We start from the raw sequence: 25,783 nt of genomic DNA, 5'->3' as shown, positions 1-25,783 counted from the left end.
GACTTACTCTCGCTCGACGACGTGTGCCGCCTCCGGCTCGAACCCGACGGTCAACTCCTCGTGCGTGGGAACGTCGGGAAGCCGAAGCACGATCGGAGTCTCTCCCCACCGGCCGTCCACCCGGACGCTCTCGCCGTGGAACTCCTGGCCCTCGACGCTCACCCGTACTCGATTCGTTTCGGCGTCCTCCCGGAGCGCTTCGGGGCGAACGCAGAAGATGATTCGGTCGCCGGGAGACGGCGCGGACTCGACTCCCCCGTCCCGGTCGCCGGAATCCCGGCCCGAGTCCGCGACGGGATCGCCGATCGCGAACTCGCCGCCGTCGACGCCGACCCGGAGTCGGTCGTCCTCGCGTCCACGGACCTCGCCTGCCAGAACGTTGTTGTCGCCGACGAACTCGGCGACGAACCTCGTTCGTGGTCGCCGGTAGATCGCTTCGGGGGTGCCGATCTGTTCGACCCGGCCCTCGTTCATCACCGCAAGGCGGTCGGAGATCGCCAGGGCCTCCTCCTGGTCGTGGGTGACGTAGACGGTGGTGATCGAGAGCTCGGACTGGATTCGTTTTACCTGGCGGCGGAGCGATTCCCGGAGGCGGGCGTCGAGGGCACTCATCGGCTCGTCGAGCAGGAGGAGGCTCGGCTCGGGGGCGAGCGCGCGGGCCAGTGCGACCCGCTGTTGTTGCCCCCCCGAAAGCTGGCTCGGCTCTCGCTCGCCCATTCCTGAAAGATCGACCAGCTCGAGGAGTTCCTCGATCCGCGCCTCCGAACTCGCGGTCCCCGAATCCCGAAACTTGAGGCCGTAGCCGACGTTCTCGGCGACGCTCATGTGGGGGAAGAGTGCATAGTTCTGGAAAACGACGCCGACGTCCCGGGCTTCGGGCCCGAGCCCGGTCACCGATTCCCCGTCGAAGCGGACCTCGCCCGCGGTGGGCTCCTCGAAGCCCGCGATCGTCCGGAGCGTGGTGGTCTTTCCACAGCCCGAGGGACCGACGAGGGTGAAGAACTCGCCGTCCGCGACGGCGAGGGAGACGTCCCGGAGGGCGGTCGTTTCGTCGTACGCCTTCGAGACCCCATCCAGGGCGAGTTCGGTCACGCCTCGAACCTCCCGCCGACGCGGTCGACGACGACGAAGCTCGCGGCGGTCACGACGAGGAGAACGGTCCCCATCGCGATCGCGGGGCCGTTCCGGCGGCCGAGGTAGCGCTCGACGGCGACGGGCATCGTGTAGGCGTCGCTCCCGCTCGCCAAAATCACCGTCGAGGAGAACTCGCCGATCGAGATGGCGAAGGCGAAGGCGGCGCCGGCGACGATCCCGCTCGCCACGAGGGGGAGCTCAACGTCGAGCAGCGCGCGGGCGCGGCTCGCGCCCAGTGCGCGCGCGGACTCGACGAGCGCCGGGTCCAAGTCGGCCAGCAGGGGTGAGACGTTCCGGACGACGAAGGGGTAGGCGGCGACGGCGTGGGCAGCGACGATCGCCGCGGCTCCAGTGACCTGAAGACGGAACCCTCCGATATCGGTTCCGAACACGAGCCCCTCGAGCAGCCCGATCCCGAAGACGACGCCGCTGACCGCGAGGGGGACCATCGCGAGGGCGTCGATCGCCGTCCCCCACCGCGAGCGGACCGTCAGCACGGAGATCGTCACGCCCATCGGGAGCGCGACGGCGAGGGTCGCGACGCCGAACAGAAGCGAGTTGCGGATCGCGGGCCAGGGAAGCGTCTGGTAGGCCGCGCCGGTCGCCTGACGCTCGGCGAGAAAGCGGTAGTGACGGAGAGTGAAGCCGCCGCCGTCGGTGACCCCGCCGACGACCATGCTCGCCATCGGCCCGACGAAGACGACGACGGCGACCGCGCCGTAGGCGAGGACGGCGAGCCGGCGGGCCGAGAGAGCGGTTCGGAGATCCGGGAAGAGCGGCTCGCGAGCGGGCGAGGCGTCCCCGCGGCTCATTCCGGCCTGGGCGGACTCGTAGCGGAGGTAGGCGTAGGTCAGCCCCAGGGTGAGGACCGTCTCGAGGACGGCGAGGGTCGCGGCCTCCGCGACCGCGAGCTGGGAGATCCGGTCGTAGATCCAGACCTCGACGGTCGCGAGCCCGAGCCCGCCGAGCGCGAGGACGATGGGGAACGTCATGAACGTGAACACGAACGTGAGGAGGGCGCCGGTGAGTACGGCGGGGAGGAGTTGGGGAACGACAACGTCCCGGAACGCCCGTCCGGGACCTGCCCCGAGCGACCGGGCGGTCTCGACGGCCCGGCGATCGACCGACTCCCAGGCCGCGAGCGTGACCCGCGCCACCAGGGGCGCGTTGTAGAACGCGTGGGCGACGATCACGACTGCGAGGGGGCTGTACCCGATGAAGTCGACGGGGCCCAGGCCCGCAAAGTCCAGGGCCGCGTTTAGGGTCCCGTCCCGACCGAACATCGCGTAGAAGCCGACCGCGACCATGATCCCCGGGAGGACGAACGGGAGGATCGTCAGCGACCGGATCGTCCGGCGGCCCCGGAACTCGTAGGTCGCAAGTACGTAGGCCGCGGGAAGCCCGAGGAGGACGCTCGCGACGGTCGAGAGGGCGGCCTGGTAGGCCGTAAAGCCGAACAGTCCCATCCGGGGGACGGGCGCTCCCGCCCGGAGCCACTCGAGGACGCCCTCCACGTGAGCCCCGATCGCGAGCGGATCGGCGAGAACGCCCGCGAGCGCGCCCGTGTAGAAGGGGTCGGCGAGCACCGCCCGGAACGCCGAGAGCGTGGGAGTTCCCTCGGAGAAGACGGCCTGGGAGAAGACGATCCCGACGGGGAGATACAACATGACGGCGAGGATCGCCGCCGTCGCGACGGCGAGGACGGTGAGGGCGTGCCTCCCGGCCCATCCACGCAACCGATTCCGCCCGCTCCGACGGCTCCGGCCATCCCGACGGCCGCCGGGTCCGCCCGCCCTCGAGCTCACTACTGGGAGGCGATCTCGCGGGCCCAGTCCTCGATCCAGCCGCCGAGGTTCCCGCTCAGCTCCTCGTAGCCGAGCGCGATCGACTCGGGGGGCTCGTGGGCGTACTCGTCGTACTCGGCGTCGAGATCGACGTGTTCGTCGGCGACGGCGGGGAACTGGACGTTCCGGACGGCGATCTCGGCCTGGGCCTCCGACGAGAGCACGAAGTCCATGAACGCGTACGCGAGGTCGGCGTTCTCGCTTCCCTCGAACACCGCCATCCCCTCGGGGTTTGCGTATCCCTGGTCCTCGAGAAAGGCGATCTGGCTCCGGGACATGTCGCCGTCGTAGCGGTTGGTGTAGACCTGGTCGGTCGAGTAGGAGACGACCATCGGGCGTTCGGCGTTCTCGTAGGCACTGTAGGCATCGTCCCAGCTCCCCAGGATGCGGACGTCATTGTCGACTAGCTCCCGCCAGTAGTCGAGGTAGCCGTCCGCGCCGTAGGCGTCGATCGTCCACAGCAAGAACGCCCGGCCCGGATCCGAGTCCTGGGCGTTCTGGGCGAGCAGCGTCCCCTCGTATGCGGGGTCGACGAGGTCCTCGAAGCTCTCGGGGCCCTCGACCTCCCCCTCGTCGTAGACGAGGCTGATGTACCCCGTGTCGTAGGGGAGCACCCGGTCGTCGGGGTCGCCGAACTCGACGGCCGGGTCGTCCCGGACGCGGTCGGCCCGCTCTACCCGGTCGCGCTCGAGGGACGCGAACAGCTGTTCGTCGAGGGTGTCGTCGATCCGGACGAGGTCGTCGACGTTGAGCCCGAAGTAGACGTCGACGTCGATCCCGGCGTCCTGCTGGGCGCGCTGGATGTAGTGGTTGACCCCCGCTTCGGGAACGGTCCACTCGATCGTGACGTCGGGATAGCGTTCCTCGAAGGCCTCCTTGAGCCAGACGCCGGCGGGCTCCTCGCCGTCGACCATCGAACTGTAGGTCGCGATCCGGAGCCGTCCCTCCGTCTGCTCGACGACGGCGACGGTGACCTCCGCGCTGTCGCCGTCGATCTCGACCTCGCGTTCGCCGCTCAGGTCGCCGCTCTCGGCGGCAACGGTGTACGTGCCGTCCGAAAGGCCCTCGGCGACGACCTCGCCGTCGCTGTCGGTCGCCGCTTCCTCCGTCTCCTCGCCGCCGAAGAGGCCGCCGAGGATGTCGCCTTCCGTCCTGATCCGAACGATCGCGTCGTCGACGGGCTCGCCCGCCTCGTCCTCGACGGTGACGACGAGGTCGTGGCCGTCGTCCCCGTTTCCGTCGGTCCCGTTGGCGCCGTCGGTGGCGTTGTCGTCGGTCCCGTTCGACCCGGTCCCGTTCGGCCCGGTGTCGTTCGCGTCGTCCTCGCCATCGGTCCCGTCGTCCCCGCTCGCCTCGTCGCCGGTAGCGTTGGAGTCCGTCTCGTTCGCGTCGCCGGTGTCGGTATCGTTGGTTTCGTTCCCGTCGTCGTCGCCGCCGTTCCCGGTCGAACAGCCCGCGATCGTGACGCCGACGCCGCCGACGCCGGCTGCCCTGAGGAACGCTCGTCGGTTCATTACAGGGTGTTTCCACCGAGTGGTCTTAAGGACACGGACTCGGTGGAACCGACCGCCGACCTTTTGGCCGCCGGTAGCGTCCCTCGACCCATGGGAACGATCGTCAACGCAGTCGTCGGCGCGGTCGCGGCGGTCGTCCTCGCCTTCCTGCCGTTCTCGACGGTGCTCGGGGGCGCGGTCTCGGGCTTCCTGGAGGGCGAGGACGGGCGGGCGGGGACCCTGGTCGGCGCCCTCGCCGGCCTCATCACCCTGCTCCCGTTCGCGGGGCTTGGCCTCCTCGGGCTCGCCGTGCTATCGGCCTGGCTCGGCGTCCTCGGGGTTCCCGCCGGCGGGATCGTCGCGATGATCGTCGTCGTCGGCCTCGTCACGGCGGCGGCCGTCGTCTACACCGTCGGCTTCAGCGCCGCCGGGGGCTACCTCGGGGCGGTCCTCGCCCGGGAGTTCCCCGAGCACCGGGCGTCGGCCCGGGACACCCTCGGAATGGGGCGAGACCGACCCACGGACCGGGAGCGGTACACGTCCCTCGACGAGGAGCCACACGCCGGAGCCGGACGGGACGACGCCGACCTCGATCCGATCGACCGCGCTCTCGAGGACGACCGCGAGCGAACGGGGTCGAGTTCGACCGGCGACGGGACCGATCCCGACCGGTTCGACCGCTGACCAAGGAGCCACCCGCTTCGAACGCCAACGTTTCGAACGCCGTCTCGTCTCCGAGCGATCCCCGTGGGGTCGTCAGCAGAAGCGTTTCAGGCAGTTCGAACCAAATATAATTCAATAGCGAGCCCGGCTTTTCATCAGAGATGAGGGATCTAGAAGAAGACGAAGAGATCGAGCGAGGTATCCAGTATCTGGCACGTTCATTCGAAGGGTCGGGAGACAACCCGAAGCCAGTGATCCTCCACAGTACGAGAGTGGGAATAGCTCTTTACCAGAGAGGCTATGAAAAGCGTATCGTCATATCTGGCCTTCTGCACGACCTATTAGAGGATACGGATGTAACTTCCGACGAGATTCGTTCGAGGTTCGGGAAGAACGTTGCAAATATCGTTGAAGCCACTAGTTTCGACGAGAGTATCGACGACTACCTCGAGAGACACTACGATATTTATGAAAGGTGTTTTGAGCTGGGAAGAGCTGCGGTGGTTGTGAAAGCTACGGATATCCTAGACAACAGTGAGTACTACGGTCTGGGAGACTCCGACAGTCTACAAAACAATCAGATCGAGAAGATGGAGTATTTCATCGAGAATTCCGAATCGTATATCGGGGAGGAAGACATATATCAAGATCTCAAGAAGAAGTTCCCCACTGTGAAGGAACGAGTGAGGAAAAACATTGAGACTTGATCATCGAGTTATATTTAGGAGAGAGGTTCCGGATGCTGCCGAGTCAGCAGTGTTATATCATTACTTTATATATCTATTCTGGGTAGATAACCTGAACACCAACGACTGCACAACGCGCACTCGAGACCGGAGTAACGCTATCGGGCTCGAGTCACACACTGGAAATCGGCGACCGTACGATGGCCGAGTCCGGCTTCAGAACTCCTCGGCGGGCGGGGCGATTCCGTCTTCGTCGTCGCCCGCGAGGTCGTGTTCCTCGCGGACCTCCCGGATCCGGTCGCGGATGTCGGCGGCGAGTTCGAACTCAAGGTTGCTCGCGGCCTCCTCCATCCGATCCTCGAGTTCCTCGATATACCGGGCGGCCTCCTCGTCGTCGCCGACCTCCCGGCCGGAGACGCCCCCGGTGTCGGTCTGGCTCCCCGGGAGGTTCGTCTCGCCGACCGCCTTCTCGATCGTCGTCGGCTCGTAGCCGTGGTCTGCGTTGTATTCGCGCTGGATCTCGCGCCGGCGGCGGGTTTCCTCGATTGCCGATTCCATGGCGCTCGAGGGGTCGTCGGCGTAGAGGACGACCTCGCCGTTGACGTTTCTGGCGGCGCGGCCCATCGTCTGGACGAGCGTCGTCTCCGAGCGGAGAAAGCCCTCCTGGTCGGCGTCTAAGATCGCCACGAGGGAGACCTCGGGGATGTCTAACCCCTCTCGGAGGAGGTTGATCCCGACGAGGACGTCGATCTCGCCCAGTCGAAGGGAGCGGATGATCTCGTGGCGCTCCAGGGTGTCGGTCTCGTCGTGCATGTACTCGACCGCGACGCCGGCTTCCTCGAGGTACTCGGTCAGGTCCTCGGCCATCCGCTTTGTGAGGGTGGTGACGAGCGTGCGCTCGTCGCGGTCGATCCGTTCTGCGATCCGGTCCATCAGGTCGTCGACCTGGCCGCTGGCCGGCGAGACCTCCACTGCGGGATCGACGAGGTGGGTCGGGCGGACGATCTGTTCGACGATCCGGTCGCTCTCCTCACGCTCGTACTCTCCCGGCGTGGCGCTGACGTACAGCGTTTTGCCGGTTTTCTCCCGGAACTCCTCTGCGGTCAGTGGCCGGTTGTCGTACGCCGTCGGCAGGCGAAAGCCGTTCTCGACCAGCGAGTCCTTCCGGGACTTGTCGCCGGCGTACTGGCCCTTGATCTGGGGGAGGGTGACGTGGGACTCGTCGATCACCGTCAGGAAGTCCTCGGGGAAGTAGTCGAGGAGGGTGTACGGTGCTTCCCCGGAGTCCCGATCGGAGAGATACACCGAGTAGTTCTCGATGCCCGAACAGTAGCCCGTTTCCTGCATCATCTCGAGGTCGAAGGTGGTGCGTTCCTCGATGCGCTGGGCGGCGACGAGATCGCCCTGGCGCTCGAAGTACGAAATGCGCGAATCGAGGTCCTCGCGGATTTCGTCCATCGCCCGTTCGAGTTTCGTCTCGGGGATCGAGTAGTGTTCTGCGGGGTGGAGCAGAACGGCCTGTTGTTCGCCCTGGACCTCGCCCTCGAGTGGGTCGACTTTCACCATCCGGTCGATCTCGTCGCCCCAGAGTTCGACCCGCACCGCGTACCGGCCGTACATCGGGTAGATTTCGACCGTGTCGCCCCGCACCCGGAACGTGCCCTGGGTGAAGTCGACGTCGTTTCGCTCGTAGTTCAGGTCCACGAGCCGGGCCAGCAGGTCGTCGCGGCCGACCTCCTCGCCGACCGCCAGGCGGAGAGACATGTCTACGTAGTTGCGGGGGTCACCGAGGCCGTAGATCGCCGACACCGAAGCGACGACGATCACGTCCTCGCGGGTCAAAAGCGACCGGGTCGCGCTGTGTCGGAGCCGGTCGATCTCGTCGTTGATCGAGGCGTCCTTGTCGATGTACGTGTCCGAGGACTCGACGTAGGCCTCGGGCTGGTAGTAGTCGTAATAGGAGACGAAGTACTCGACGGCGTTGTCGGGAAACAGCTCCCGGAACTCCTCGTAGAGCTGGGCGGCCAGGGTCTTGTTGTGGGCGATCACCAGCGTCGGCGTCTGGATGCCCTCGACGGTCCAGGAGACGGTGTTGGTCTTCCCGGAGCCGGTGACGCCCAGCAGCGTCTGTTCTGTGAGACCGGACTCGAAGCCGGAGACGAGGTCGGTGATCGCCTCGGGTTGGTCGCCGGCGGGCTCGAACGGGGCGTCGACCTCGAGGGGATGGTCGGCGTCGGGGCGGTCGGGCTGGAGGGGGCCACGGGAGTCGCTCACGGTTGGCCGGAGTAGGTGTCCCAGCCACTTGAGGACTCGCTTCCCGCCGCCGGGCGGACTCTCGACGGGAGGCCGGCGGGCCATCGCCAGGGTTTTCATCGCGCGTCCGTTCTCCCGCGGTATGGCCCCCGACGAACTCCGACTCACCAGCGCCCGCGAGGAACTCGAGGCGGCGGCGGAGACCGCCGACGACGACGTCCGCGAGGACGTAGAGGAGACCGCGGCCGCGTTCGCCGAGCTGGTAGACGACGGCCGGACGCCCGACCACGCGTTGATGGACGAACACCTGAACGCGCTCCGCCAGGCCGAGGAGCGCGCCGAGGGAGAGACCGAAGACCGGATCGAGCAGGCGCTCTCTCACGCCGAGAGCTACCGCGAGGAGCTCCCCCAGAGCTAGCTGCCGGCCGAACCGTTTTGATACCGAAGCAAGTACGGGTCCCCAATGAGCGGAGACGACGGCCCGGCGACCCGGTGGGAGTACGAGACCGCCGAACCCCCTCGGGACCCGACGATGGAGGAGGCCTCCGATCCCCGGGAGCTGTTGAACGAGTACGGCGCCGACGGCTGGGAGCTGGTCGATACGATCACGTACACCGGCGGCGGGACGAAGTTCCTCGTCTTCAAACGGCCCGCGGACGACGATGTTTGAGGAGAGCGACGACGGCGACGAAGACCAGGTCAGCACCGAGAACACGATGCGCGAGCGGGCCGGAGAGAGCCGCCTCAAGCTCTGGCTGTTGCTCGGCGCCAACCGGCTGGGCGTCACCGCCGGCCTCTCGGTCGCCGTCTTCCTCGTCTTCATGCTCGGGGCGGCACTCGACCCGACGATCCCGGAGGTCGTCCAGCAACGGTCGGTCATGGGATGGATATTCGGGACGATGCTCAGCGCCCTGATCACCGGCGTCACGCTGGTCGTCACGATCAGCCAGCTGATCCTCTCCCAGGAGAACGGCCCGCTGGGCGAACAGCGGACCCGGATGAGCGAGACGATGGACTTCCGCGACTACATGCGCGACCTCACCGGCAAACCCGCGCCCGCGGACCCCTCCGCGTTCCTCCGGGGGCTCGTCGACGCGACCGAGTCCCGGGCCGACGAGCTCGAGGAGGTCGTCCAGGACTCCGAAAACGACGAGTTCGCCGGCGAGGTCGAGGAGTTCGTCGAGAGCGTTACCGGCAACGCCGAAACCGTCCGCGAGAAGCTAGACGGCGCGAAGTTCGGCACGTTCGACGTCGTCTACGCCGCCCTCGACTACAACTACTCCTGGAAGGTCTTTCAGATCGAACGCTTGGAGGACGACTACCGGGACGCTTTGGACGAGGAGGGCTGGGAGGCGTTCGACGAGCTCCGAACCGCCCTGTCGATGTTCGGGCCCGCCAGAGAACACGTCAAGACGCTGTACTTCCAGTGGGCGCTGATCGACCTCTCGCGGCTGATCCTCTATCTCGCGATCCCCGCGATCGTCGTCAGCGGGATGATGGTGGTGTTCGTCGACACCGCGACCGCGCCGGGGTCGACCCTCGGCGTCGAGAACCTCCTCTGGCTCGTCGGGGCCGCGTTCACCTTCACGCTCTCGCCGTTTCTCCTGCTCACCGCCTACATCACCCGGATCGCGACCGCCGCGAAACGGACCCTGGCGATCGGGCCGCTGATCCTCCGGGACTCCCAGCGGTAGTCACTCGAGGCGATCGAGTACCGCCTCCCGGTCGTACGAAAGCGAGAGCGACCGCGAGCGCCCCCGTCCCTCGACGTCGGCGTACTCGGCGTCGATGAGGCCGAGCTGGTCTACCTTGTTGACGAGTTCGGAGTAGCGGGTGTAGCCCAGATCGGTCCGCTCGTGGAACGCCTCGTAGACCGCGCCGGCCTGTTCGCCGTCGTTGTCGGCGATCGCCGCGAGCAGTTCGCGTTCGCTCGCCGCGAGGTTCGCGAGGCTCCGCGAGAGGTGGACGTGTTTCGAGGTCTCGTAGGCGTCCTCGACGTCGCCGCCCTCGACGACCTGGCTCGCGCGCGCCTCAGCGTTCAGGCCGGCCCGCCGGAGCAGGTCGATCCCGACCCGGAGGTCGCCGCTCTCGGCGGTCAGGGCCGCGACCCGCGAGAGGACGTCCCCGGAGACGACCCCGTCGTGAAAGCCCCGCTTTACGCGCTCGCCGAGGATCTCCTCGATCTCGGGCTCGTCGTACACCGGGAAGTAGACGTCCTCGGGCCGGAAGACGCTCTGGACGCGCGCGTCGAGTTCGTCGATGGCCTCGAGGGTCGGGTCCGAGGAGACGACGATGACGCCGATCCGCGCGCCGGGGTGTTCCTCGTGGGCCCGGAGCAGCGAGTACAGGGTGTCGCTGGCCTCGTTCTCGTAGAAGAGGTAGTTGACGTCGTCGAGCGCGACGACGAGCACCCGGTCCTCTTCGATCAGCTTCTCGGCGATCTGGCCGAACAGCTTCTTGAACGAGATCCCCGAGGAGGGGGGTTCGTAGTCGAAACAGCCCTCGAACAGCCGGGAGAACACAGCGTACCTGGTGGAGTTGACCTGGCAGTTGACCCGGATCGTCTCCACCTCGGCGGTCTCGGCGGCGACCTCCCCGAACAGCTTCTGGATCGCCGTCGTCTTCCCGGTTCCGGGCGGGCCCCGGACCGAGACGTTCAGCGGGCGCGAGCCCCGGAGCGCGGGCCGGAGCGCGTGGGACAGCCCCTGCATCTGGCTCTCGCGGTGGACGAACGCCTCGGGGACGTAATCGATCTCGAAGACGTGTTCGTCCCTGAACACCGACTCGTCCCAGGACAGCATTCCCTCGTCGCCTCCCATCACTTTCACCTCGCTCCCGGGCTACTTCAGTGTTTGCGCGGGGCCGGGTTCGGACTCGAGGGCAGTACGTGGGGACCCCGACACCTCCGAAACCGCTCACTCGAACTTCTCGAGCAGCCGGCCGTAGAAGCCGCCGCGGTCGCCCTCGTTCCCGTCCTCGGCGGCGAGCTTCTCGACGATCAGCTCCGGGGTCGAGCGCGCGAGCCGACCCTTCGTCGGCGAGCGATCCACCCGGAGCTCGCCGTCGACGATCCCGACGGCCTCGATGCCGTCGACGCCGACCGCGACGTCGGCCCGCTCGCGGATCTCGCCGGCCATATGCGAGACGAAGATGGCCGTCGCGTCCCGCTCGGCGAGCGTCTCGAGGATACCCGCGACGATCCGCGCGCTCGCACCCGGCTCGGTGATGCTCTCGAGTTCGTCGACGAGCACGAGCCGGCCGTCGGCGCCCGTCGCGAGGTCCGCAAAGTCCCGAACGGTGGACTCGAAGGCGCCCGCGTTGAGGGTGCCCTGGCTCTTCTCGTGGTAGTGCAGTTCCTCGAACCGACGCAGGCGGACGTGGTCTGCGGGCACCGGAAACCCCATGTGGGCCAAAACGGCGACCGCGGCGACCAGATCCAGCGTCGAGGTCTTCCCGCCGCTGTTGACCCCCGAGAGCAGCGTCGGCCCCGTCACCTCGTAATCGACGGGTTCGACCTCCTCGCGGGCCTCGGGGAGCAACGGCGAACGCCCACCCTCGATGGCGACGCCGTCGCCGCCGAACTCCGCCGTCGTACAGCCGAAGTCCCGTGCGAACCGCGAGATCGCGAGTTCGACGTCGAGCTCCAAGGCCCCGCGAACGAGCTCCTCGACGCCCTCGCGGCGATCGGTGAGCGTCGCCGCGAGCTCGCGTTTTCGCTCCGCCGCCCGGCGGTCGCGGGCGGCGACCAGCTCCTCGCGCAGGCGGGCCACGGCCTCCTCGTCGCGCTCGACGGGAAACGTGGGGTCGTCGTCGAGGATCCGGCGGGCGAGGTCTGCCTCCCCGGAGTCGAGATCGAGCGCGTCGAGCAGGTGCTTGCGAGCGGCCGCGACGGCGGCGTCGTACTCCTCGCTCAGCTCGCGGGCCAGAAGCGAGTCGGCGCCCGCACCCTGCTCGACCAGCGAGAGGAGATCGCTGCCCTCGATGGTGACGTCCCGCTCGCGGATCGCCTCCCGGAGCCGGTCGTTGGCGACGCTCTCGGCCGTTCCGACCGCCGCGTCGAGGTCGTCGACCGCCCGTGCCAGCCGGTCGAGTTCGTCGTCGCCGGCGACAGTCCCGTCCGCTCCCAGCCGGTCCATGGCCGACTCGAGCCCGTCGACCTCGCAGGGCGCCTCGAGGCCGGCGGCACGGTGAACATCGATGGCGGCCCGGATCGAGCCGCGATTTCGCGCGAAAAAGGCGAGCGCCCGCTCGGGGACGATGTCGGCAGGGTCCTCTACGGCGTCGGGCCGGACCCGGACGTCGCCGGAGACGTCGACGCCCGCGAACGCCTCGTCGAGGGCGACCACCGTCGCGTAGCCGCGGGCGAGTTCGGCCAGTCCGCGGGCGTCCTCGACGATCTCGACCGGAAGCTCGGGGACCGCCTCGCGGGCCTCCGCGTAGCGTTCCGCGTCCCGGGTCGCGAGACACCGTTCGGAGACGCGGACGTCGCCGGGGCGTTCGAGGGGCACGACGTCCTCCAAGGCCGCGAGGACGTCGGGGTCGGGGTCGCGCTCGATGGCGCGCTCGACGAACCCGCGGGCCTCCTCGATCCGGGAGGCCCGGCGGCTGGGATAAAAGGTCTCGAGGCGGCGGGCCGCGTAGTCGGTCACCGCCCGCTCCCGGACGAGCGCGAGGAGGTCGCGGTGGATCTCGCGGGCGCGTTCGGTCGCGAGGAACCCGCCGGGGTCGTCGTGGTCGAGGCGGATCGCGCCGCGGGCGATCCGGGCGGCCCGCCCCGGGGAGAGCCCCGGCGCGCGGGCGATGGCCGCGACGTCGCCCGTCCGGAGGGCCTCCTCGGGCGCCTCGAGTTCGGCGAGGGCGCTCGCGGTCTTTGCCCCGACCCCGGGGATCGCCTCGAACTCCATCGTCACCGGACTTGCCCCGGGACGCCAAAAGCCTTGGTACCCCCGTCTCCGTCACAAGGGAGCGGGTTATTCCCGCTCGGCGCCTGCATTCCGCATGGTACTCACGAAACTCTCCCGCGGGACGGTCGGCAGACTGCTCGCGGTCCTCTCGGTGCTCCGCCACGCAAAGCGGGCGTTCGCGAACGGCCACCCGCTGCGAGGGATCGCGCTGGTCGTCCTCGGGGTCCTCGCCTGGAAGTGGGCGTTGATCGCCTTCGTCGCCGGGGGAATCGCAAAGCTGATTCGGGGCCGGGACGCCGGCGGTGCGGGCCAGTAACGGAACCAGCCGCTCAGGCGACGAGCGGGCGCCGTCCTCGGCGGGGTCGCCGGTCGACGACCTCCCCACAGCGCGGGCAGGAAAGCACGCGTTCGCCGTCCTCCTCTATGACTTCCCAGTCGCCGTCGATCGCTGCCTCGTGGCCACAGGCCGGACAGAACAGCGTGTGTTTCGTCCGGTCCGGCGGCGGTCGCGTCTTTCGGTCGGTCGAAGGCTGCGTCATTGGACGCGGTAGGCACTGGAGAACTAAAGCGGTTGTGTGGCATGAACGTCCGTGAGCGACCGCGAGGCGCGCGTTGCCGGCGGTTGCGTCGCTGGGTGGTCGCGTCTCTCGGCGGTCGCGTCGATAAAAACCGCACGCCGTCGAAGACGGCGTTACTTTCGGGTGAGGTTCGTCGCACGGGGGCCCTTGGGGGCCTGTTCGATGTCGAACTCGACCTCCTGACCCTCCTCTAAGTCGGGGCCGCCGACGTCTTCCATGTGGAAGAAGACGTCCTCGTCCGCGTCCTCGGTTTCGATGAATCCGTAGCCGCCAGTGTCGTTAAAGAAGTCGACCGTACCGGTTGCCATTGCGCCCGCTCGTACGCCGGGCTCCGGGATAACGGTTCCGGAAGCGGTGGCCCGGCAGGTCGACGACCCCGACCGCCGGCCGGGGAAAGGACCATACCGACGGTCCGCGTCGAGACGGGTATGAGCTCCCGAGACGGGACGAGAGTCGCGGACGTGATGTCGACGCCCCTCGAGACGATCGCCGCGGACGCGACGGTCCAGGAGGCCGCCCGGCGGATGCACGAGGAGGGGATCAGCGCGCTGGTCGTGCTCACCACTCCCCGGGCAATAATCAGCAGTACGGACGTCCTCGCGGCCGTCGCCGAGGGCGCAACCCCCTCCGACATCCGCGTGAGCGACGTGATGACGACCGACGTCGAGACCGTCTCGCCCGACCTCTACATGGAGGAGGTCGCCGCGATGATGACGACCTACGGGATCAAACACCTCCCGGTCGTCGACGACGACTACGTCGGGATGGTCTCCTCGACGGACGTCGCGGCCCACCTCTCGTAGCCGGTCGTCGTGACCGGCCGGGCCGCCCGGCGGGAGTCCCGACGCCGAGAGGAGGGCGTGATCGCCGAACTCGTCGTCCGCCGGCGTCGAACCCCTCGAGCCGGGAGCCGTCACCGAAAGCTCGGATCGTGGACCGTGTCGTCGGTCACCCCGCCGTCGATTCGGCGGGTGCGGGGACCGGTCTACGGGCCGAACTCGCGAGGACGGCCCCGAGGACGATGCCGACGGCGAGGGCGACGACGACCGCCACCCCGACGGTCCCCGCCAGCACGACCGCGGCCGCGAGCGCGATGAGGACGGCGTCGACCCTCGAGGGCCGGTCCTCGGCGCGTTCGCGGCGCCTGCGTCGTTCGTGTGCCAGTTCGTCGCGCGTGCGTAGTCGCTGCATTGGTGGTGAGTCCGGGGACGACTCTCCCCGGTGGAGTCGGAGTTCGGACGCGAGTGCGGACGGTCCCGCAGGCGGTCGCCTGCGGATCCGCCGTCGAGAACGCGGCCGGACGGTGCCGTCGAGTCCGGCCGTCGGGGAAGCCCCTCCGACCGGACCTAGAATCGGAGGTCGGTCATCGTGTGAACATACCTGTCGGCCCGGGAAACATAACTCCTGGCGATGAGTGATACCGCTTCACACGACAGGGCGCCGCAAGGTTTTTGCTCCGGCCGCGTCTCGAGTCGGGCATGGCACCCGAACCCCACCGTGCCAGCGTCGTCCGCCAGCCGCGTGGCTCCCGTCCGGGGTTCGGCTTCTTCTTCGCCCGGTGAGCGGGCCGGTGGAGCCGGCGACGACCGACGCCGCCGGGGAAACCGCCCGCGAACGCGGGCGTTCGCGCGATCGTTCGAGACGAGTCGGAACCGCTAACTGACCGACACGCAGTCTACACACCAAATGGAACTCCCACACGCACAGGCCGCGGTCCTCCGGGCAGCGAGCGCGGAGGACGCGACGCCGATCGACGAACTGGCCGCCGAGACCGACCTTCCGCCCGAGACCGTCACCGGGGCCGCGTTCGAACTCGAGGAGCGGGGGCTGGTCGTCGTCCTCTCGCGCGAGGAGGAATCGACCACGCTGACCGAGGAGGGCGATGAGTACGCCGATCGGGGCCTCCCCGAGGTCCGTCTCTACGAGGCCGCCCGCGGGCTCGACGCCGATCCGGTTCCGATGGGAGAGGCGATCGGCCGGGCAGGTCTCGAAGGACCGGAGGTCGATATCGCGCTCTCGAACTACGCCCGGAAGGGGTACGGCAAAATCGACTCCGGAACCGTGACGACCGACCCCGACGCCGTCCCCGACACGGACTCGGAGGCGATGGCTCTCGACGCGATCACGGCGGGCGAGGCGGCTCCCAGCGACGAGGTGTTGGATCGACTCGAGCGTCGGGGGCTGATCGAGCGCAGCGAGCGGACCGAACGGACGGTGACGCTTTCCGACGACGGCGTCACCGCGCTGATGGAGGGCGTCGAGAGCCGGGAGACGGTCGGCCAGCTCACTCCCGAACTGCTCGCCAGCGGCGAGTGGCGAGACGTCGAGTTCGGCGCATACAACGTCGAAGCCGACGCCGAACGCGTCGATGGCGGCCGGCTGCACGTCCTGCGCGAGACCGGCGAGCGAGTCAAGGACGTGCTCGTCGGGATGGGGTTCGAGGAGATGGACGGCCCCCACGCCGACGCCGACTTCTGGATCAACGACTGCCTGTTCATGCCCCAGGACCACCCCGCGCGAACCCACTGGGACCGCTTCGCCTTGGAGGAGCCGAGCGAGATCGACGACCTCCCCGAAGGCCTGGTCTCCCGCGTCGAACGCGCCCACCGCGAGGGCGTCGGCCCCGACGGCGACGGCTATCACTCGCCGTGGGACGAGGGCTTCGCCCGCGCGCTCGCCCTGCGCGGACACACGACCTCGCTCACCACTCGATACCTCTCGGGGACCGAAATCGGCGAGATCGACCCCCCTGCCCGATTCTTCAGCGTCGAGAAGGCCTACCGAAACGACACCCTGGACGCGACCCATTTACTGGAGTTCTTCCAGATCGAGGGCTGGGTAATGGCCGACTCGCTGTCCGTGCGCGACCTCATGGGCACCTTCGAGGAGTTCTACGCCCAGTTCGGGATCACGGACATCGAGTTCAAACCCCACTACAACCCCTACACGGAGCCGAGCTTCGAGCTGTTCGGCACGCATCCGACGACCGGCGAGCTGATCGAGATCGGCAACTCGGGACTGTTCCGCGAGGAAATGTTGGAGCCCCTGGGGGTCGAGTGTGACGTCATGGCCTGGGGGCTCGCCCTCGAGCGGCTGGCGATGCTCACGACCGGTGCCGAGGACATCCGGGATCTCCACGGGACGCTCGCCGACTTGGACTTCCTGCGGAACGCGGAGGTGAGCTACTGATGCCCACCGTCGAGATCTCTCCCGACGCGCTCCGGGAGCTGACCGGCCACGAGGCGGGCGACGACGAGCTGATCGACGACCTGTTCGCGCTCGGCCTCGAGTTCGAGGGCCGAACCGAGGACGACGAGTTCGAACTTGAGTTCGCCCCCGACAGACTGGATCGGCTCTCGGTCGAGGGAGTCGCCCGCTCGCTTCGCTACCAGTACGGCGACGCACGCGGGGTGTACGTCCCGAAGACCAACTCCCCGGAGTGGACCATCGAGGTCGATGGCGAGGTCCCCGACGACCGCCCGTACGTGACGGGTGCGGTCGTCCGGGGCGTCGATCTGGACGACGCAGCATTGGACTCGATCATCCAGCTCCAGGAGAAGCTCCACGCGACGATGGGCCGGGGACGCGCGAAAGGCGCGATCGGGATCCACGATCTGACCATGCTGAAGGGGAGCGACGCGCTCTCCGCATCGGCCGAGGCGACCGACGGGAAGCCGACCGTTCGCTACACCGGCGTTTCCCCCGACGGCGACCGCTTCGTCCCCCTCGATTCCGACAGCGAGCTGACCCCGGGGGAGGTGCTCACCGAGCACCCCACTGGGGAAACGTACGCCGACCTCGTCGGCGGCGACCGCTATCCCGCGATCTACGACGACCTCGGGCTGTTCTCGTTCCCGCCGGTGATCAACGGCCGGCGGACCGAGGTCTCGACCGACTCCCGGGATCTGTTCGTCGAACTCACCGGCACCGACCAGTGGACGATCGACAAGATGTGCGTCATCGTCTGTTACGCTCTCTCGGCTCGCGGGGGAACGCTCGAGGAGGTCACGGTCGAGTACGCCGAGGACGCAGGCGGCGAACACGCCGGCCGCGACCTCGTCCGGCCGGATCTCTCGACCGACGAGAAGCGCCTCGCTCACGACCGGATCGAGTCGGTGCTCGGAATCGATCTCGGTCCCGAGGAGGTGATCGACCTGGGCGAGCGTGCGGGCCTCGACGTCTCCCGCGAAGGCCACGAAATCGAGGAGCCCGAAGAACTCGCCTACGAGGTGACGATTCCGCCCTACCGCGTTGACGTCCTCCATCCGCGGGACCTGATCGACGACATCGGCCGGGCCTACGGCTTCAACGATCTCGAACCCCGCTATCCCGACGTCAGCACCGTCGGCGGTCGTCACGAGCGGTCCAGGCTCGAGGCCGCCGTCCGGACCCGCCTCGTCGGCCTCGGCTTCGAGGACATGCTCACCTTCCACCTCACCAGCGAGGAAGCGACCTTCGAGGCGATGTCGATCTCGCCCGACGGCGAGGGCTTCGGCGCCGGCGCGCCCCCGCGGATCAAGGAGACCTACAGCGAGGAGTACACCATCGTCCGGACCTGGCTCCTCCCCTCCCTGCTCTCGGTCCTCGAGAACAACACCCACCGGGCCTACCCCCAGGACCTCTCGGAGGTCGGCTTCACCGCCCGAATCGACGACGCCGAGACCACCAACGTCGCCGAGAGCCGCCACGTCGCCGGGCTCGTCGCCCGGAACGACGCGGCCTATGAGGACGCGAAAGCCCGCCTCCAGACCGTCGTGCGCGCCTTTGGCGCCGACCTCGAGACGCCACCTGCGGAGCATCCGAGCTTCATCGACGGGCGGGCCGCCGCGGTCGTCGTAGACGGCGAGGAAGTCGGCGTCGTCGGCGAGGTCCACCCCGAAGTCATCGTCGCCCACGACCTCGAAGTGCCCGTCGCGGCCTTCGAGTTCGAACTCTCGGCGCTCGAGTAGTTCGGACTCTCCGTCGAGACGTTCACCGCTCGCGTTCGATTGCGAACTCCACCCACGATGGGGGCGAACGAAAGACGGCCCGAACCGTTATGACAGTTCGCTACGACCTATCCGCATGGACTACAAGGACGCCGTCGTCGTCTCGCTCGCCTTTCTGAGCGGGCTCGCCGGCGCCTCGCTCGGAGGGGTGGTCGGCCTCCTCGCCGGGATCGTGGTCGGGGCAGGTCTCGGGGCGACTTGGGCGTATCACTCCGATCTCCGAAAACACGCGGTGTACGAGAGCTTCGACAGTCCGAACGAGTGAGAACGCGTCGGCTCCCGTCCGATCCGAACACGGTAGCCGCGACCGGTGCTTACCGCTCGCGGTCGACGACGAACTCGGCGAGGTCCTCGAGATAGCCTCGCGCTTCGGAGTCGGCGGCGTCGATCCGCGAGAGGGCGTCCATCGCGCGTTCGGCCTCCGCGCGGGCGCGCTCGTCGGCCTCCTCGGGCGAGAGATCGGTGACCTGGACCACCGAGGGGCGATCCATCTCGGCGTCCCGGCCGGCGGGTTTGCCGAGGGTCGCGGGATCGGCGACGGCATCGAGGACGTCGTCGCGGATCTGGAAGGCGACGCCGACGCGTTCTGCGTACTCCCCTAAGGCTTCGATCGCGACGGCGTCGGCGTCGGCGGCGATCGCGCCGAGTTCGGCCGCGGCCCGAAAGAGCGCCCCCGTTTTCCGGCGAGCGAGGGTCATGTACTCGGCTTCGGTCTCGGGCACCTCCGAGAGCTCCGTCGCCTCGCCGACGCCGAGTTCGACCATCGCCTCGGCGACGACCCGGGTCGCCCGGGGGTCCGCAGAGAGGAGGGCAAACGCCTCCCCCAGCAGACCGTCGCTGGCGACGATCGCCGGCCCGTGGCCGAACTCGGCCCACGCGCTCGCCGAGCCCCGGCGGAGTTCCGAACGGTCGATGATGTCGTCGATCACGAGCGAGGCGCCGTGGACGAGTTCGATCCCGACGCCGAAGTCGACGGCCTCCGCGGCCTCGCCGCCGACGGTCTCACAGGCCAGCACGGTGACCGTCGGCCGGACGCGTTTCCCACCCGAGAGCGCGACGTGGCGCAGTTCGTCGGAGAGCCGGTCGGGCTCGACGCCGTCGACGACCGAGACGAGGCGCTCCTCGATCAGCCCCCGACGGCGCTCGAGCGGTTCCATTGGACGCGCTTAGGACCCCCTCGCCAAGTATATGACGGAGCGTCAGGCGTCCTCGATCGCGGACGGGGGAGCCTCGAGCCGTCGGTCGGCGATCCCCGGAGTCGGCGGGGTGGCCCGCTTGTGGCTTGATTCGACGCACATCGCCACGATCTCGCGAGCGAGGTCCGTCTCGATCCCGACGGCGGCGGCCGCGCTTTCGACGGGTTCGCCCCGGTCGATCGTCCGCCGGAGGAGCGGGTCGATCTCGTCGTAGGTCCCACCGAGCTCGTCGGCGTCGGTCTGGCCGGCCCAGAAGCCCGCCGTGGGGTCCTTGCCGACGATCCGCTTGGGGAGGCCCATCCAGGCCGAAAGCGCCCGGACCTCGGTCTTGTAGAGATCCCCGAGGGGGTTGAGATCGACGCCGCCGTCGCCGTATTTCGTGAAGTATCCCAGGAGGAGCTCCGAGCGGTTGGCCGTCCCGACGACGAGCCGGTTCGTGGCGTTTGCGGCGTAGTAGGCCGCGGTCATCCGGAACCGGGCGGTGGCGTTCCCGAGGAGGCGGTCGTCGCCGTGGTCGCCCTCGGTGTCGGGATCGACCGCCGCGCCGACGGTCCGCTCGAAGGCATCCACGAGGGGACGAAGCTGGATTTCACGATACTCGATCCCCAGCCCCTCGGCGATCGTCCGGGCGTCGGCGCCGTCTGCGGCCTCCGTCTTCGTCGAGGGAAGCCCGAGTCCGAGCACCCGCTCCTCGCCGAGGGCCTCCCGGGAGAGCGCCGCGGTCAGCGTCGAGTCGATCCCGCCGCTCATCGCGACGACGGCGCCCTCGGCGCCCGCATCGCGGACCGCCCGCTCGATGGTCCCGACGGCCTCGGCGTGGACCGACTCGAGGTCGTCGGGGGCCGTGACGAACATGGTCTCCGAGAACTCTTCGTGATCGTTCGTACTCGTTTCACCTCTATCAGCGCCCATAGATGGAGTTTTCACAGATAGAGTTGGACAATAACCTACCGTATAAAGATATCGGTGGAAGAGCACCCATGTGACTAAATGCCGCGACCGCGCGAGCTATCGGAGTCAGGAAGAGCCACTGCACACTCGACCACATGACGGCGGTGCGTCCGGTGTGTGGATCACTGGCTACGAGACCAGGTCTCGACGCGGCCCTCGCGGACGTCCTCGAGACAGCCCTCGCAGTCGGGGTGGCCCGCCTCGTAACATGCCGGCCGGAACTCCTCGTCCAGCCGGGTCGCCCGCCGCTCGGCGTAGCGCCGGCAGACGATCCGGGCGCGCCCGGCGTCGTCCTCGGGGAGTCCGGCGGCGTTTCGCGCCGACTCGTAGTGCTCTCGGGCTTCCGCGAGTCCGGCCGAGCGGCGCAGCCGTTCGAAGCGGCTGCCGGCGTCCTGCAGGGTAGTGCGGAGGAAGCCCTCGAGTTCGTCGCGGTCGGCCATCGGAGGACGGTTCGGCGGCGAGACCCAAAGGCCCGTCGCCGGCAGGACCACTTTCGCTCCGGTGGCGGCAGTTTAAATACGATCGGGAGCGAAGACCGACATGCCTCCCAACGAAACACAGGCGGAGGCGTGAGACAATGAGCGACGTACGACAACACGCGGAGGACGTACACGAGCAGTTTTCAGACCACATCGACGTCGCAGTAGACGACGTCGAGGGACGCCTGCGGACCCTCGTCGACGAGTACAAGGTGCCCGTCGAGGAGGCCCGACGCAGCGTCACCAACCACTACCTGGAGGAGGCGGGCCTGGAGCGCGAGGACATCGCCGGCGGCGGGAGCGAGGCCGCGGAGATCGAGGACGTCGACGAGCCCGAACAGTGGATCGACCTCACGGCGAAGGTGATCGAGCTCTGGGAGCCAAGAAGCGACTCGGTCGCCCAGGTCGGTCTGCTCGGCGATCCCACGGGAACGATCAAGTTCACGAAGTGGGCCAAATCCGACCTTCCCTCGCTCTCGGAGGGCGGCGTCTACGAGCTTCGAAACGTCGTCACCGACGAGTACGAGGGCCGGTACTCGGTCAAGCTCAACTCGACGACGGGCATCGAGGAAGTAGAGGGGGATCTGGAGGTCGGCGACGACACCAGCGTCGTCGAAGGGGCACTCGTCGACATGCAACGGGGCAGCGGGCTGATCAAGCGCTGTCCCCACGACGACTGCACGCGCGTGCTCCAGAACGGCCGGTGTAACGAACACGGCGAGGTCGAAGGCGAGTTCGACCTCCGCATCAAGGGCGTCGTCGACGACGGCATCGACGCCCACGAGGTCATCTTCGACGCCGAGGCGACCGAGGGCCTCACGGGCATCAGTCTCGAGGAGGCAAAGGAGATGGCGATGGACGCCCTCGATACGACGGTCGTCGCAGACGAGATCCGCGGTCGGGTCGTCGGCACCTACTACCGGATCGAGGGGCCCACCTTTGGCCGGTACGTGCTCGCAGACGACGTCGAGGAGCTCGATGGGGCCGTGGATGGCGAGGCCCTGCTGATCAGAGCGAGGTCGATGTAGATGTCCGGATCACAGCTCACCCGAGAGGTCGCACGCCGGACGTTCGCCAGCGAGTTCAACGACGCGACCTACACGTTCAAGGAGAGCGACGAGGAGCGCGCGCCCAACTACGCGCTGCTCCCGACCGGAGAGCGGGCCAACCGCGTCTTCGTCGTCGGCACCCTCACCGAAACCGAGGACGTCGGCGAGGACAGCGAGTACTGGCGCGGCCGGGTCGTCGACCCCACGGGCACGTTCTTCGTCTACGCCGGCCAGTACCAGCCCGAGGCCGCCTCCGTCCTGCGGGAGGCAGAGACCCCGGCGTACGTCTCGGTCGTCGGCAAACCCCGAACCTACGAGACCGACGACGGCACCGTCAACGTCTCTCTGCGGCCGGAGTCGATCGCGGTCGTCGACGAGGCAACCCGGAACCGCTGGGTCGTCGAGACCGCAGAGCGCACCTTGGACCGGATCGAGGCGTTCGAGGCGTGGGAAGCCGAGGAGGAATCACCCGAGGGCGCCCCCGACGCGACGGGCAACGAGTACGCCCGGATGGTCGACGAGCGCTACGACCTCCCCGTCGAGAACTATCGCCGGGCGGTCGTCGAAGCCTTGGAGAGCGTCGAGGGATCGGCGGACTGACCCGACCGCCCGCTTCAGCGATCGCTCACGGCCGGCCGTCTGACGAATCGTTAAGTGGACTGGCGGGGAAGAACGGCCCGAATGGGCAACAAGAACAAGACCGTCTCCTTCCGGGTCAACGAGGACGCCTTCGTCGCGCTCCAGGAGATCGCCGAGGAGCGGGACATCTCGCTGTCGTCGGTGTTCAGGGACTACGTCGACATGCTCGTCGCCCACGACGGCGAGGTCGCGGTCGTCCCCGAGGACGAACTCGGCCGGACGGAAGACGAGCCCTCGTTCCCCCCGACCGTCGAGGTCTCGAAGAGCTTCGTCCGGGAACACGAACGCCTCGAACTCGAGTCCGAACACCTCCGGGAACAGGTCGCGGAGTACCGCGAGTACGTCACCGAGCTCCAGGACCGACTGGAAGGCGAGGAAGAGGTGCTCCTGCTCGACGATCTGGACGCGGACGACGAGATCACGGACGGCGAGCAGGGGCCGTACCGCCTGGGCTGAGCCGGGAGAGCGTTATCGCGCGAGGTCGCGCCTGACCCCGGCGATTTCGTCGGCGTCGGCGCCGTCGACCCGGGCAAGGGCCTCGGCCGCCTCCAGGGTCCGGACGGCGTCGTCGAGAAAGGAGAGGACGTCGCCGGGGTAGGCGTAGAGCATGTAGTCGTCGCCCATCACGTCGACGATGGCGTCGGGGCCGAGCCCCTGTGCGCGCAGGTCGAGCAGGTAGCCGGCGAACTTCCGTTCGGGGCAGCCACAGTAGGGGTTGGTCTCGCAGTCGCAGTCGAGAAAGTCGCTCGCGAAGTCGAGCACCCGCTCCTGGCTCGCGTCGTCTAACTTCTCGAGACCCGATCCCTGGAAGAGGACGTCGAGGGTCGCGCCCTTGAACGCCCCCTTCGGGATGGACGTCTCAAGCTGGGAGGCGAGCTGGCGGTGGTTCTTGACGTAGATCTTGTCGGTGATGGCCACGGCGTTGGCTCGAATTGGTGCTGGCAGACCAAAAGCGATGCGACCCGACGGTGTCGTCGCTCGGCCCCGTAGAACTTTTGTGATCGGAGCGCCTTCCGTCGATTGGAGGTGAGAACGATGACCGAGACGATCGACAGCTCCAGACGACGGAGACACGACCCCGATCGGCGGCCGGATCCACTCGAACGACTGGTCACCGTCCTCGCCTCGGCGGACCGGTACGACCTCATGCTCGCGGTCATCCCGGTCGTCTTCGGGGTCGCACTGGCCATCGCGCCCGTTGCGGGAGTAGCAGTCGAAGGGGCCCTGGTTCCGGCGGCGGTCGTCGCGGCCGCCGTCGTCGCCGACGCCTGCTACCTGAATCCGCCGATCGATCCCGACGAAGGGGCGGCCTGACGGGCGCAACCCTTTTCGGACGGACCCTCCTACCAGTGACAACTATGGGAATGGGCTCGGACATGTACCGACAGCAGATCCTCGATCACTACAAGAACCCCAGGAACTATGGGGAACTCGAGGAGCCGACGTTCAGCCACGTCGGCGAGAACCCGATGTGTGGCGACGAGATCCGCATCGACGTCCGCCTCGACGACGACGAGCGGATCGAGCAACTCTCCTTTACCGGCGACGGCTGTGCGATCAGCCAGGCGTCGGCAAGCCTGCTCTCGACGGAACTCCAGGGAGCAACGATAGACGAACTCCTCGAGATGGACCGCGACGACGCGGTCGACCTGCTGGGAGTGGAGGTCTCCCCGATGCGGATCAAGTGTGCCGTCCTCGCCGAGAAGGTCGCCCAAGACGGCGCCGAGATCCACCGGGGCGAACTCGACAAGGAACGGACGACGACCGAGGACGACGAGGAGTAGGCCGCGGCGTCCGGGGCCACCCCTGCTTTCTGGATGGTGCCGCCGACTCGGTGGCCACGAAGAAACGACACGAAAAACCGCCGTCGTACCGGGACCGTTCGGGCCTTACTCGGGTTTGAGTCCGCCGTCCTGAACGCGCATGACGGCCTCGCCGTCGGCGAGGTTGGGCGCGTCGACGAGGCGGACGATCCGCTTGTCGCCCTTCGATTTCCGGAGATACATCCGGAACGTGGACTTGTGACCCAGGATGTTCCCCCCGATGGGCTGGGTCGGGTCGCCGAAAAAGGAGTCGGGGTTCGAGGCGACCTGGTTGGTGACGATGACGGCGGCGTTGTGGAGGTTGCCGACCTTGTCGATGTCGTGGAGGTGCTTGTTCAGCTTCTGCTGGCGGTCGGCGAGGTTGCCCCGGCCGACGTACTCCGCCCGGAAGTGGGCGGTCAGCGAGTCGACACAGACCAGCCGAACCGGGTAGTCGTCGTCCTCGCGTTCGCCGGCGAGTTCGTTGGCCTTCTCGGCCAAGAGCATCTGGTGGTTCGAGTTGAACGCCTTCGCGACGTGGATCTTCTCTAAAATCTCCTCGACGAGTTGCTCCATCGCCTCCTCGTCGCTGGGGCTACCCTCGATCTCGCGGTCCTCCAGAGCGGCCTCGATGGCCTCCTCGGGGAGGCCCCGAACCATGTCGTCGATCCGCTCGGGCCGGAAGGTGTCCTCGCTGTCGACGAAGATACACGACCCGTGGAGACCGCCGACCTCCTTTGGAAGCTGGACGTTGACGGCCATCTGGTGGGTGACCTGGGACTTGCCGGCGCCGAACTCGCCGTACACCTCGGTGATCGACTGGGTCTCGATGCCGCCGCCCAGCAGGTCGTCGACCTCGTCGATGTGCCAGGAGAGCTTGCCGATCTCGTTTCGTCGCTCGAGGACCGTCGAGCCGGTCTCGAAGCCGCCGATGTCCGCCGCGTCGCGGGCGGCCTGAACGATGTCGCTCGCGGTCGACTCGCCGACGTCGGCCGTGTTCGACAGCTCGGAGGGCGAGGCGACCGCGAGGCTCTGGAAGCTATCGAAGCCCGCCTCGAAGAGCTTGTCAGCGGTCGCCGGTCCGACGCCGGGGAGGGTCTCTAGGTCTGCGTCTGCCATACCCC

Annotated in this window: 29 protein-coding genes; 15 read left to right on the top strand and 14 right to left on the bottom strand. The window is 67.9% G+C overall.

Annotated elements, in window-relative coordinates; translation table 11 throughout:
- Nucleotides 1-3: 3 nt before the first annotated feature.
- From LCF40_RS06345 to LCF40_RS06335, 3 genes are all read right to left on the bottom strand, one after another.
- The gene (locus tag LCF40_RS06345; protein ID WP_224827797.1) at nt 4-1,092 is read right to left on the bottom strand and encodes an ABC transporter ATP-binding protein; all 1,089 of its coding nucleotides are present in this window, start codon (nt 1,090-1,092) and stop codon (nt 4-6) included.
- On the bottom strand, nt 1,089-2,870 hold the full coding sequence (locus LCF40_RS06340) for an ABC transporter permease (protein ID WP_224827796.1): 1,782 nt from the start codon (nt 2,868-2,870) through the stop codon (nt 1,089-1,091). Before LCF40_RS06340 ends, LCF40_RS06345 begins: the two co-directional genes overlap by 4 nt.
- Before the next feature lie 68 nt (nt 2,871-2,938).
- Nucleotides 2,939-3,997 carry a thiamine ABC transporter substrate-binding protein gene (locus tag LCF40_RS06335; protein WP_263623605.1) on the bottom strand — a complete coding sequence of 353 codons (1,059 nt, stop codon included), beginning with the start codon at nt 3,995-3,997 and terminating at the stop codon, nt 2,939-2,941.
- A 585-nt stretch (nt 3,998-4,582) separates the two neighbouring features.
- On the opposite strand from LCF40_RS06335, the gene LCF40_RS06330 reads away from it, so the two are divergent.
- Nucleotides 4,583-5,155: a DUF5518 domain-containing protein gene (locus LCF40_RS06330; RefSeq protein ID WP_224827795.1), complete on the top strand. Its 573-nt coding sequence runs from the start codon at nt 4,583-4,585 to the stop codon at nt 5,153-5,155.
- Between the two features lie 140 nt (nt 5,156-5,295).
- Complete coding sequence (locus LCF40_RS06325; RefSeq protein ID WP_224827794.1) at nt 5,296-5,841, top strand: HD domain-containing protein; 546 nt, start codon at nt 5,296-5,298, stop codon at nt 5,839-5,841.
- 195 nt (nt 5,842-6,036) lie between these two features.
- On the opposite strand, the gene uvrB is transcribed toward LCF40_RS06325, so the two are convergent.
- Complete coding sequence (gene uvrB / locus LCF40_RS06320; RefSeq protein WP_224827919.1) at nt 6,037-8,094, bottom strand: excinuclease ABC subunit UvrB; 2,058 nt, start codon at nt 8,092-8,094, stop codon at nt 6,037-6,039.
- Between the two features lie 121 nt (nt 8,095-8,215).
- On the opposite strand from uvrB, the gene LCF40_RS06315 reads away from it, so the two are divergent.
- The 3 genes from LCF40_RS06315 to LCF40_RS06305 are packed head-to-tail and all read left to right on the top strand — an operon-like array spanning nt 8,216 to nt 9,767.
- Nucleotides 8,216-8,491 carry a DUF7553 family protein gene (locus tag LCF40_RS06315; RefSeq protein ID WP_224827793.1) on the top strand — a complete coding sequence of 92 codons (276 nt, stop codon included), beginning with the start codon at nt 8,216-8,218 and terminating at the stop codon, nt 8,489-8,491.
- Nucleotides 8,492-8,536: 45 nt separating this feature from the next.
- Complete coding sequence (sp36, locus tag LCF40_RS06310) at nt 8,537-8,743, top strand: Sp36 family protein (RefSeq protein ID WP_224827792.1); 207 nt, start codon at nt 8,537-8,539, stop codon at nt 8,741-8,743.
- Complete coding sequence (locus LCF40_RS06305; RefSeq protein WP_224827791.1) at nt 8,736-9,767, top strand: DUF7972 family membrane protein; 1,032 nt, start codon at nt 8,736-8,738, stop codon at nt 9,765-9,767. Before sp36 ends, LCF40_RS06305 begins: the two co-directional genes overlap by 8 nt.
- Here LCF40_RS06305 and LCF40_RS06300 read toward each other — a convergent pair whose 3' ends face one another.
- Together LCF40_RS06300 and LCF40_RS06295 are read right to left on the bottom strand one after the other, a co-directional pair.
- Nucleotides 9,768-10,892, bottom strand: coding sequence for an ORC1-type DNA replication protein (locus LCF40_RS06300; protein WP_114576825.1), 1,125 nt, complete (start codon nt 10,890-10,892; stop codon nt 9,768-9,770). It lies immediately after the preceding gene.
- Between the two features lie 96 nt (nt 10,893-10,988).
- Nucleotides 10,989-12,977, bottom strand: coding sequence for a helix-hairpin-helix domain-containing protein (locus LCF40_RS06295; RefSeq protein WP_224827790.1), 1,989 nt, complete (start codon nt 12,975-12,977; stop codon nt 10,989-10,991).
- Between the two features lie 94 nt (nt 12,978-13,071).
- Here LCF40_RS06295 and LCF40_RS06290 point away from each other — a divergent pair, with 94 nt between their 5' ends.
- Nucleotides 13,072-13,293, top strand: a complete 222-nt coding sequence (locus LCF40_RS06290; RefSeq protein ID WP_114576823.1) for a hypothetical protein — start codon at nt 13,072-13,074, stop codon at nt 13,291-13,293.
- A gap of 13 nt (nt 13,294-13,306) precedes the next feature.
- On the opposite strand, the gene LCF40_RS06285 is transcribed toward LCF40_RS06290, so the two are convergent.
- Entirely contained in the window at nt 13,307-13,516 is a 210-nt protein-coding gene (locus LCF40_RS06285; RefSeq protein ID WP_114576822.1) for a DUF8106 domain-containing protein, read from the bottom strand.
- 152 nt (nt 13,517-13,668) lie between these two features.
- Nucleotides 13,669-13,863 (bottom strand): cold-shock protein, encoded by a 195-nt coding sequence (locus LCF40_RS06280; protein ID WP_114576821.1) that lies wholly within the window; start codon nt 13,861-13,863, stop codon nt 13,669-13,671.
- Between the two features lie 120 nt (nt 13,864-13,983).
- Between LCF40_RS06280 and LCF40_RS06275 the strand changes: the two genes are divergently transcribed.
- Nucleotides 13,984-14,358, top strand: a complete 375-nt coding sequence (locus LCF40_RS06275) for a CBS domain-containing protein (protein WP_224827789.1) — start codon at nt 13,984-13,986, stop codon at nt 14,356-14,358.
- A 145-nt stretch (nt 14,359-14,503) separates the two neighbouring features.
- On the opposite strand, the gene LCF40_RS06270 is transcribed toward LCF40_RS06275, so the two are convergent.
- Nucleotides 14,504-14,746 carry a hypothetical protein gene (locus tag LCF40_RS06270; protein WP_224827788.1) on the bottom strand — a complete coding sequence of 81 codons (243 nt, stop codon included), beginning with the start codon at nt 14,744-14,746 and terminating at the stop codon, nt 14,504-14,506.
- A gap of 495 nt (nt 14,747-15,241) precedes the next feature.
- Here LCF40_RS06270 and pheS point away from each other — a divergent pair, with 495 nt between their 5' ends.
- From pheS to LCF40_RS06255, 3 genes are all read left to right on the top strand, one after another.
- A complete protein-coding gene (gene pheS / locus LCF40_RS06265; protein WP_224827787.1) occupies nt 15,242-16,744 on the top strand; it encodes a phenylalanine--tRNA ligase subunit alpha in 1,503 nt (500 codons plus the stop codon).
- Nucleotides 16,744-18,504 carry a phenylalanine--tRNA ligase subunit beta gene (pheT, locus tag LCF40_RS06260; protein ID WP_224827786.1) on the top strand — a complete coding sequence of 587 codons (1,761 nt, stop codon included), beginning with the start codon at nt 16,744-16,746 and terminating at the stop codon, nt 18,502-18,504. The genes pheS and pheT overlap by 1 nt, the downstream gene beginning before the upstream one ends.
- A gap of 115 nt (nt 18,505-18,619) precedes the next feature.
- Nucleotides 18,620-18,808, top strand: a complete 189-nt coding sequence (locus LCF40_RS06255; RefSeq protein WP_114576816.1) for a hypothetical protein — start codon at nt 18,620-18,622, stop codon at nt 18,806-18,808.
- Between the two features lie 49 nt (nt 18,809-18,857).
- On the opposite strand, the gene LCF40_RS06250 is transcribed toward LCF40_RS06255, so the two are convergent.
- The 3 genes from LCF40_RS06250 to LCF40_RS06240 all read right to left on the bottom strand — a co-directional run bounded on the left by LCF40_RS06250 (nt 18,858) and on the right by LCF40_RS06240 (nt 21,130).
- On the bottom strand, nt 18,858-19,700 hold the full coding sequence (locus LCF40_RS06250) for a polyprenyl synthetase family protein (RefSeq protein ID WP_114576815.1): 843 nt from the start codon (nt 19,698-19,700) through the stop codon (nt 18,858-18,860).
- Between the two features lie 42 nt (nt 19,701-19,742).
- Nucleotides 19,743-20,651, bottom strand: coding sequence for an NAD+ synthase (locus LCF40_RS06245; protein WP_224827785.1), 909 nt, complete (start codon nt 20,649-20,651; stop codon nt 19,743-19,745).
- Nucleotides 20,652-20,812: 161 nt separating this feature from the next.
- Nucleotides 20,813-21,130 (bottom strand): DUF7091 family protein, encoded by a 318-nt coding sequence (locus tag LCF40_RS06240; RefSeq protein ID WP_114576813.1) that lies wholly within the window; start codon nt 21,128-21,130, stop codon nt 20,813-20,815.
- A 137-nt stretch (nt 21,131-21,267) separates the two neighbouring features.
- Between LCF40_RS06240 and LCF40_RS06235 the strand changes: the two genes are divergently transcribed.
- The 3 genes from LCF40_RS06235 to LCF40_RS06225 all read left to right on the top strand — a co-directional run bounded on the left by LCF40_RS06235 (nt 21,268) and on the right by LCF40_RS06225 (nt 23,313).
- Nucleotides 21,268-22,197, top strand: a complete 930-nt coding sequence (locus LCF40_RS06235) for a replication factor A (RefSeq protein ID WP_224827784.1) — start codon at nt 21,268-21,270, stop codon at nt 22,195-22,197.
- Nucleotides 22,198-22,818: an RPA family protein gene (locus LCF40_RS06230; protein ID WP_114576811.1), complete on the top strand. Its 621-nt coding sequence runs from the start codon at nt 22,198-22,200 to the stop codon at nt 22,816-22,818. It begins immediately after the preceding gene.
- A gap of 81 nt (nt 22,819-22,899) precedes the next feature.
- On the top strand, nt 22,900-23,313 hold the full coding sequence (locus LCF40_RS06225; protein WP_224827783.1) for a DUF8146 domain-containing protein: 414 nt from the start codon (nt 22,900-22,902) through the stop codon (nt 23,311-23,313).
- Between the two features lie 12 nt (nt 23,314-23,325).
- Here LCF40_RS06225 and LCF40_RS06220 read toward each other — a convergent pair whose 3' ends face one another.
- Nucleotides 23,326-23,775, bottom strand: coding sequence for a DUF5814 domain-containing protein (locus LCF40_RS06220; RefSeq protein ID WP_224827782.1), 450 nt, complete (start codon nt 23,773-23,775; stop codon nt 23,326-23,328).
- Nucleotides 23,776-23,892: 117 nt separating this feature from the next.
- On the opposite strand from LCF40_RS06220, the gene LCF40_RS06215 reads away from it, so the two are divergent.
- Nucleotides 23,893-24,171, top strand: a complete 279-nt coding sequence (locus LCF40_RS06215) for a DUF8015 family protein (protein WP_224827781.1) — start codon at nt 23,893-23,895, stop codon at nt 24,169-24,171.
- A 44-nt stretch (nt 24,172-24,215) separates the two neighbouring features.
- Entirely contained in the window at nt 24,216-24,641 is a 426-nt protein-coding gene (gene sufU, locus LCF40_RS06210; RefSeq protein ID WP_114576808.1) for a Fe-S cluster assembly sulfur transfer protein SufU, read from the top strand.
- 105 nt (nt 24,642-24,746) lie between these two features.
- Here sufU and radA read toward each other — a convergent pair whose 3' ends face one another.
- The gene (gene radA / locus LCF40_RS06205) at nt 24,747-25,778 is read right to left on the bottom strand and encodes a DNA repair and recombination protein RadA (RefSeq protein ID WP_224827780.1); all 1,032 of its coding nucleotides are present in this window, start codon (nt 25,776-25,778) and stop codon (nt 24,747-24,749) included.
- Between the last annotated feature and the right edge of the window lie 5 nt (nt 25,779-25,783).

Origin of the sequence: Saliphagus infecundisoli (assembly GCF_020177375.1) — an archaeon.
GTDB classification, from domain to species: Archaea; Halobacteriota; Halobacteria; order Halobacteriales; family Natrialbaceae; genus Saliphagus; species Saliphagus infecundisoli.
The sequence above is the reverse complement of the archived record's forward strand: the minus strand, read 5'-3'. Positions and strand labels throughout refer to the sequence as shown.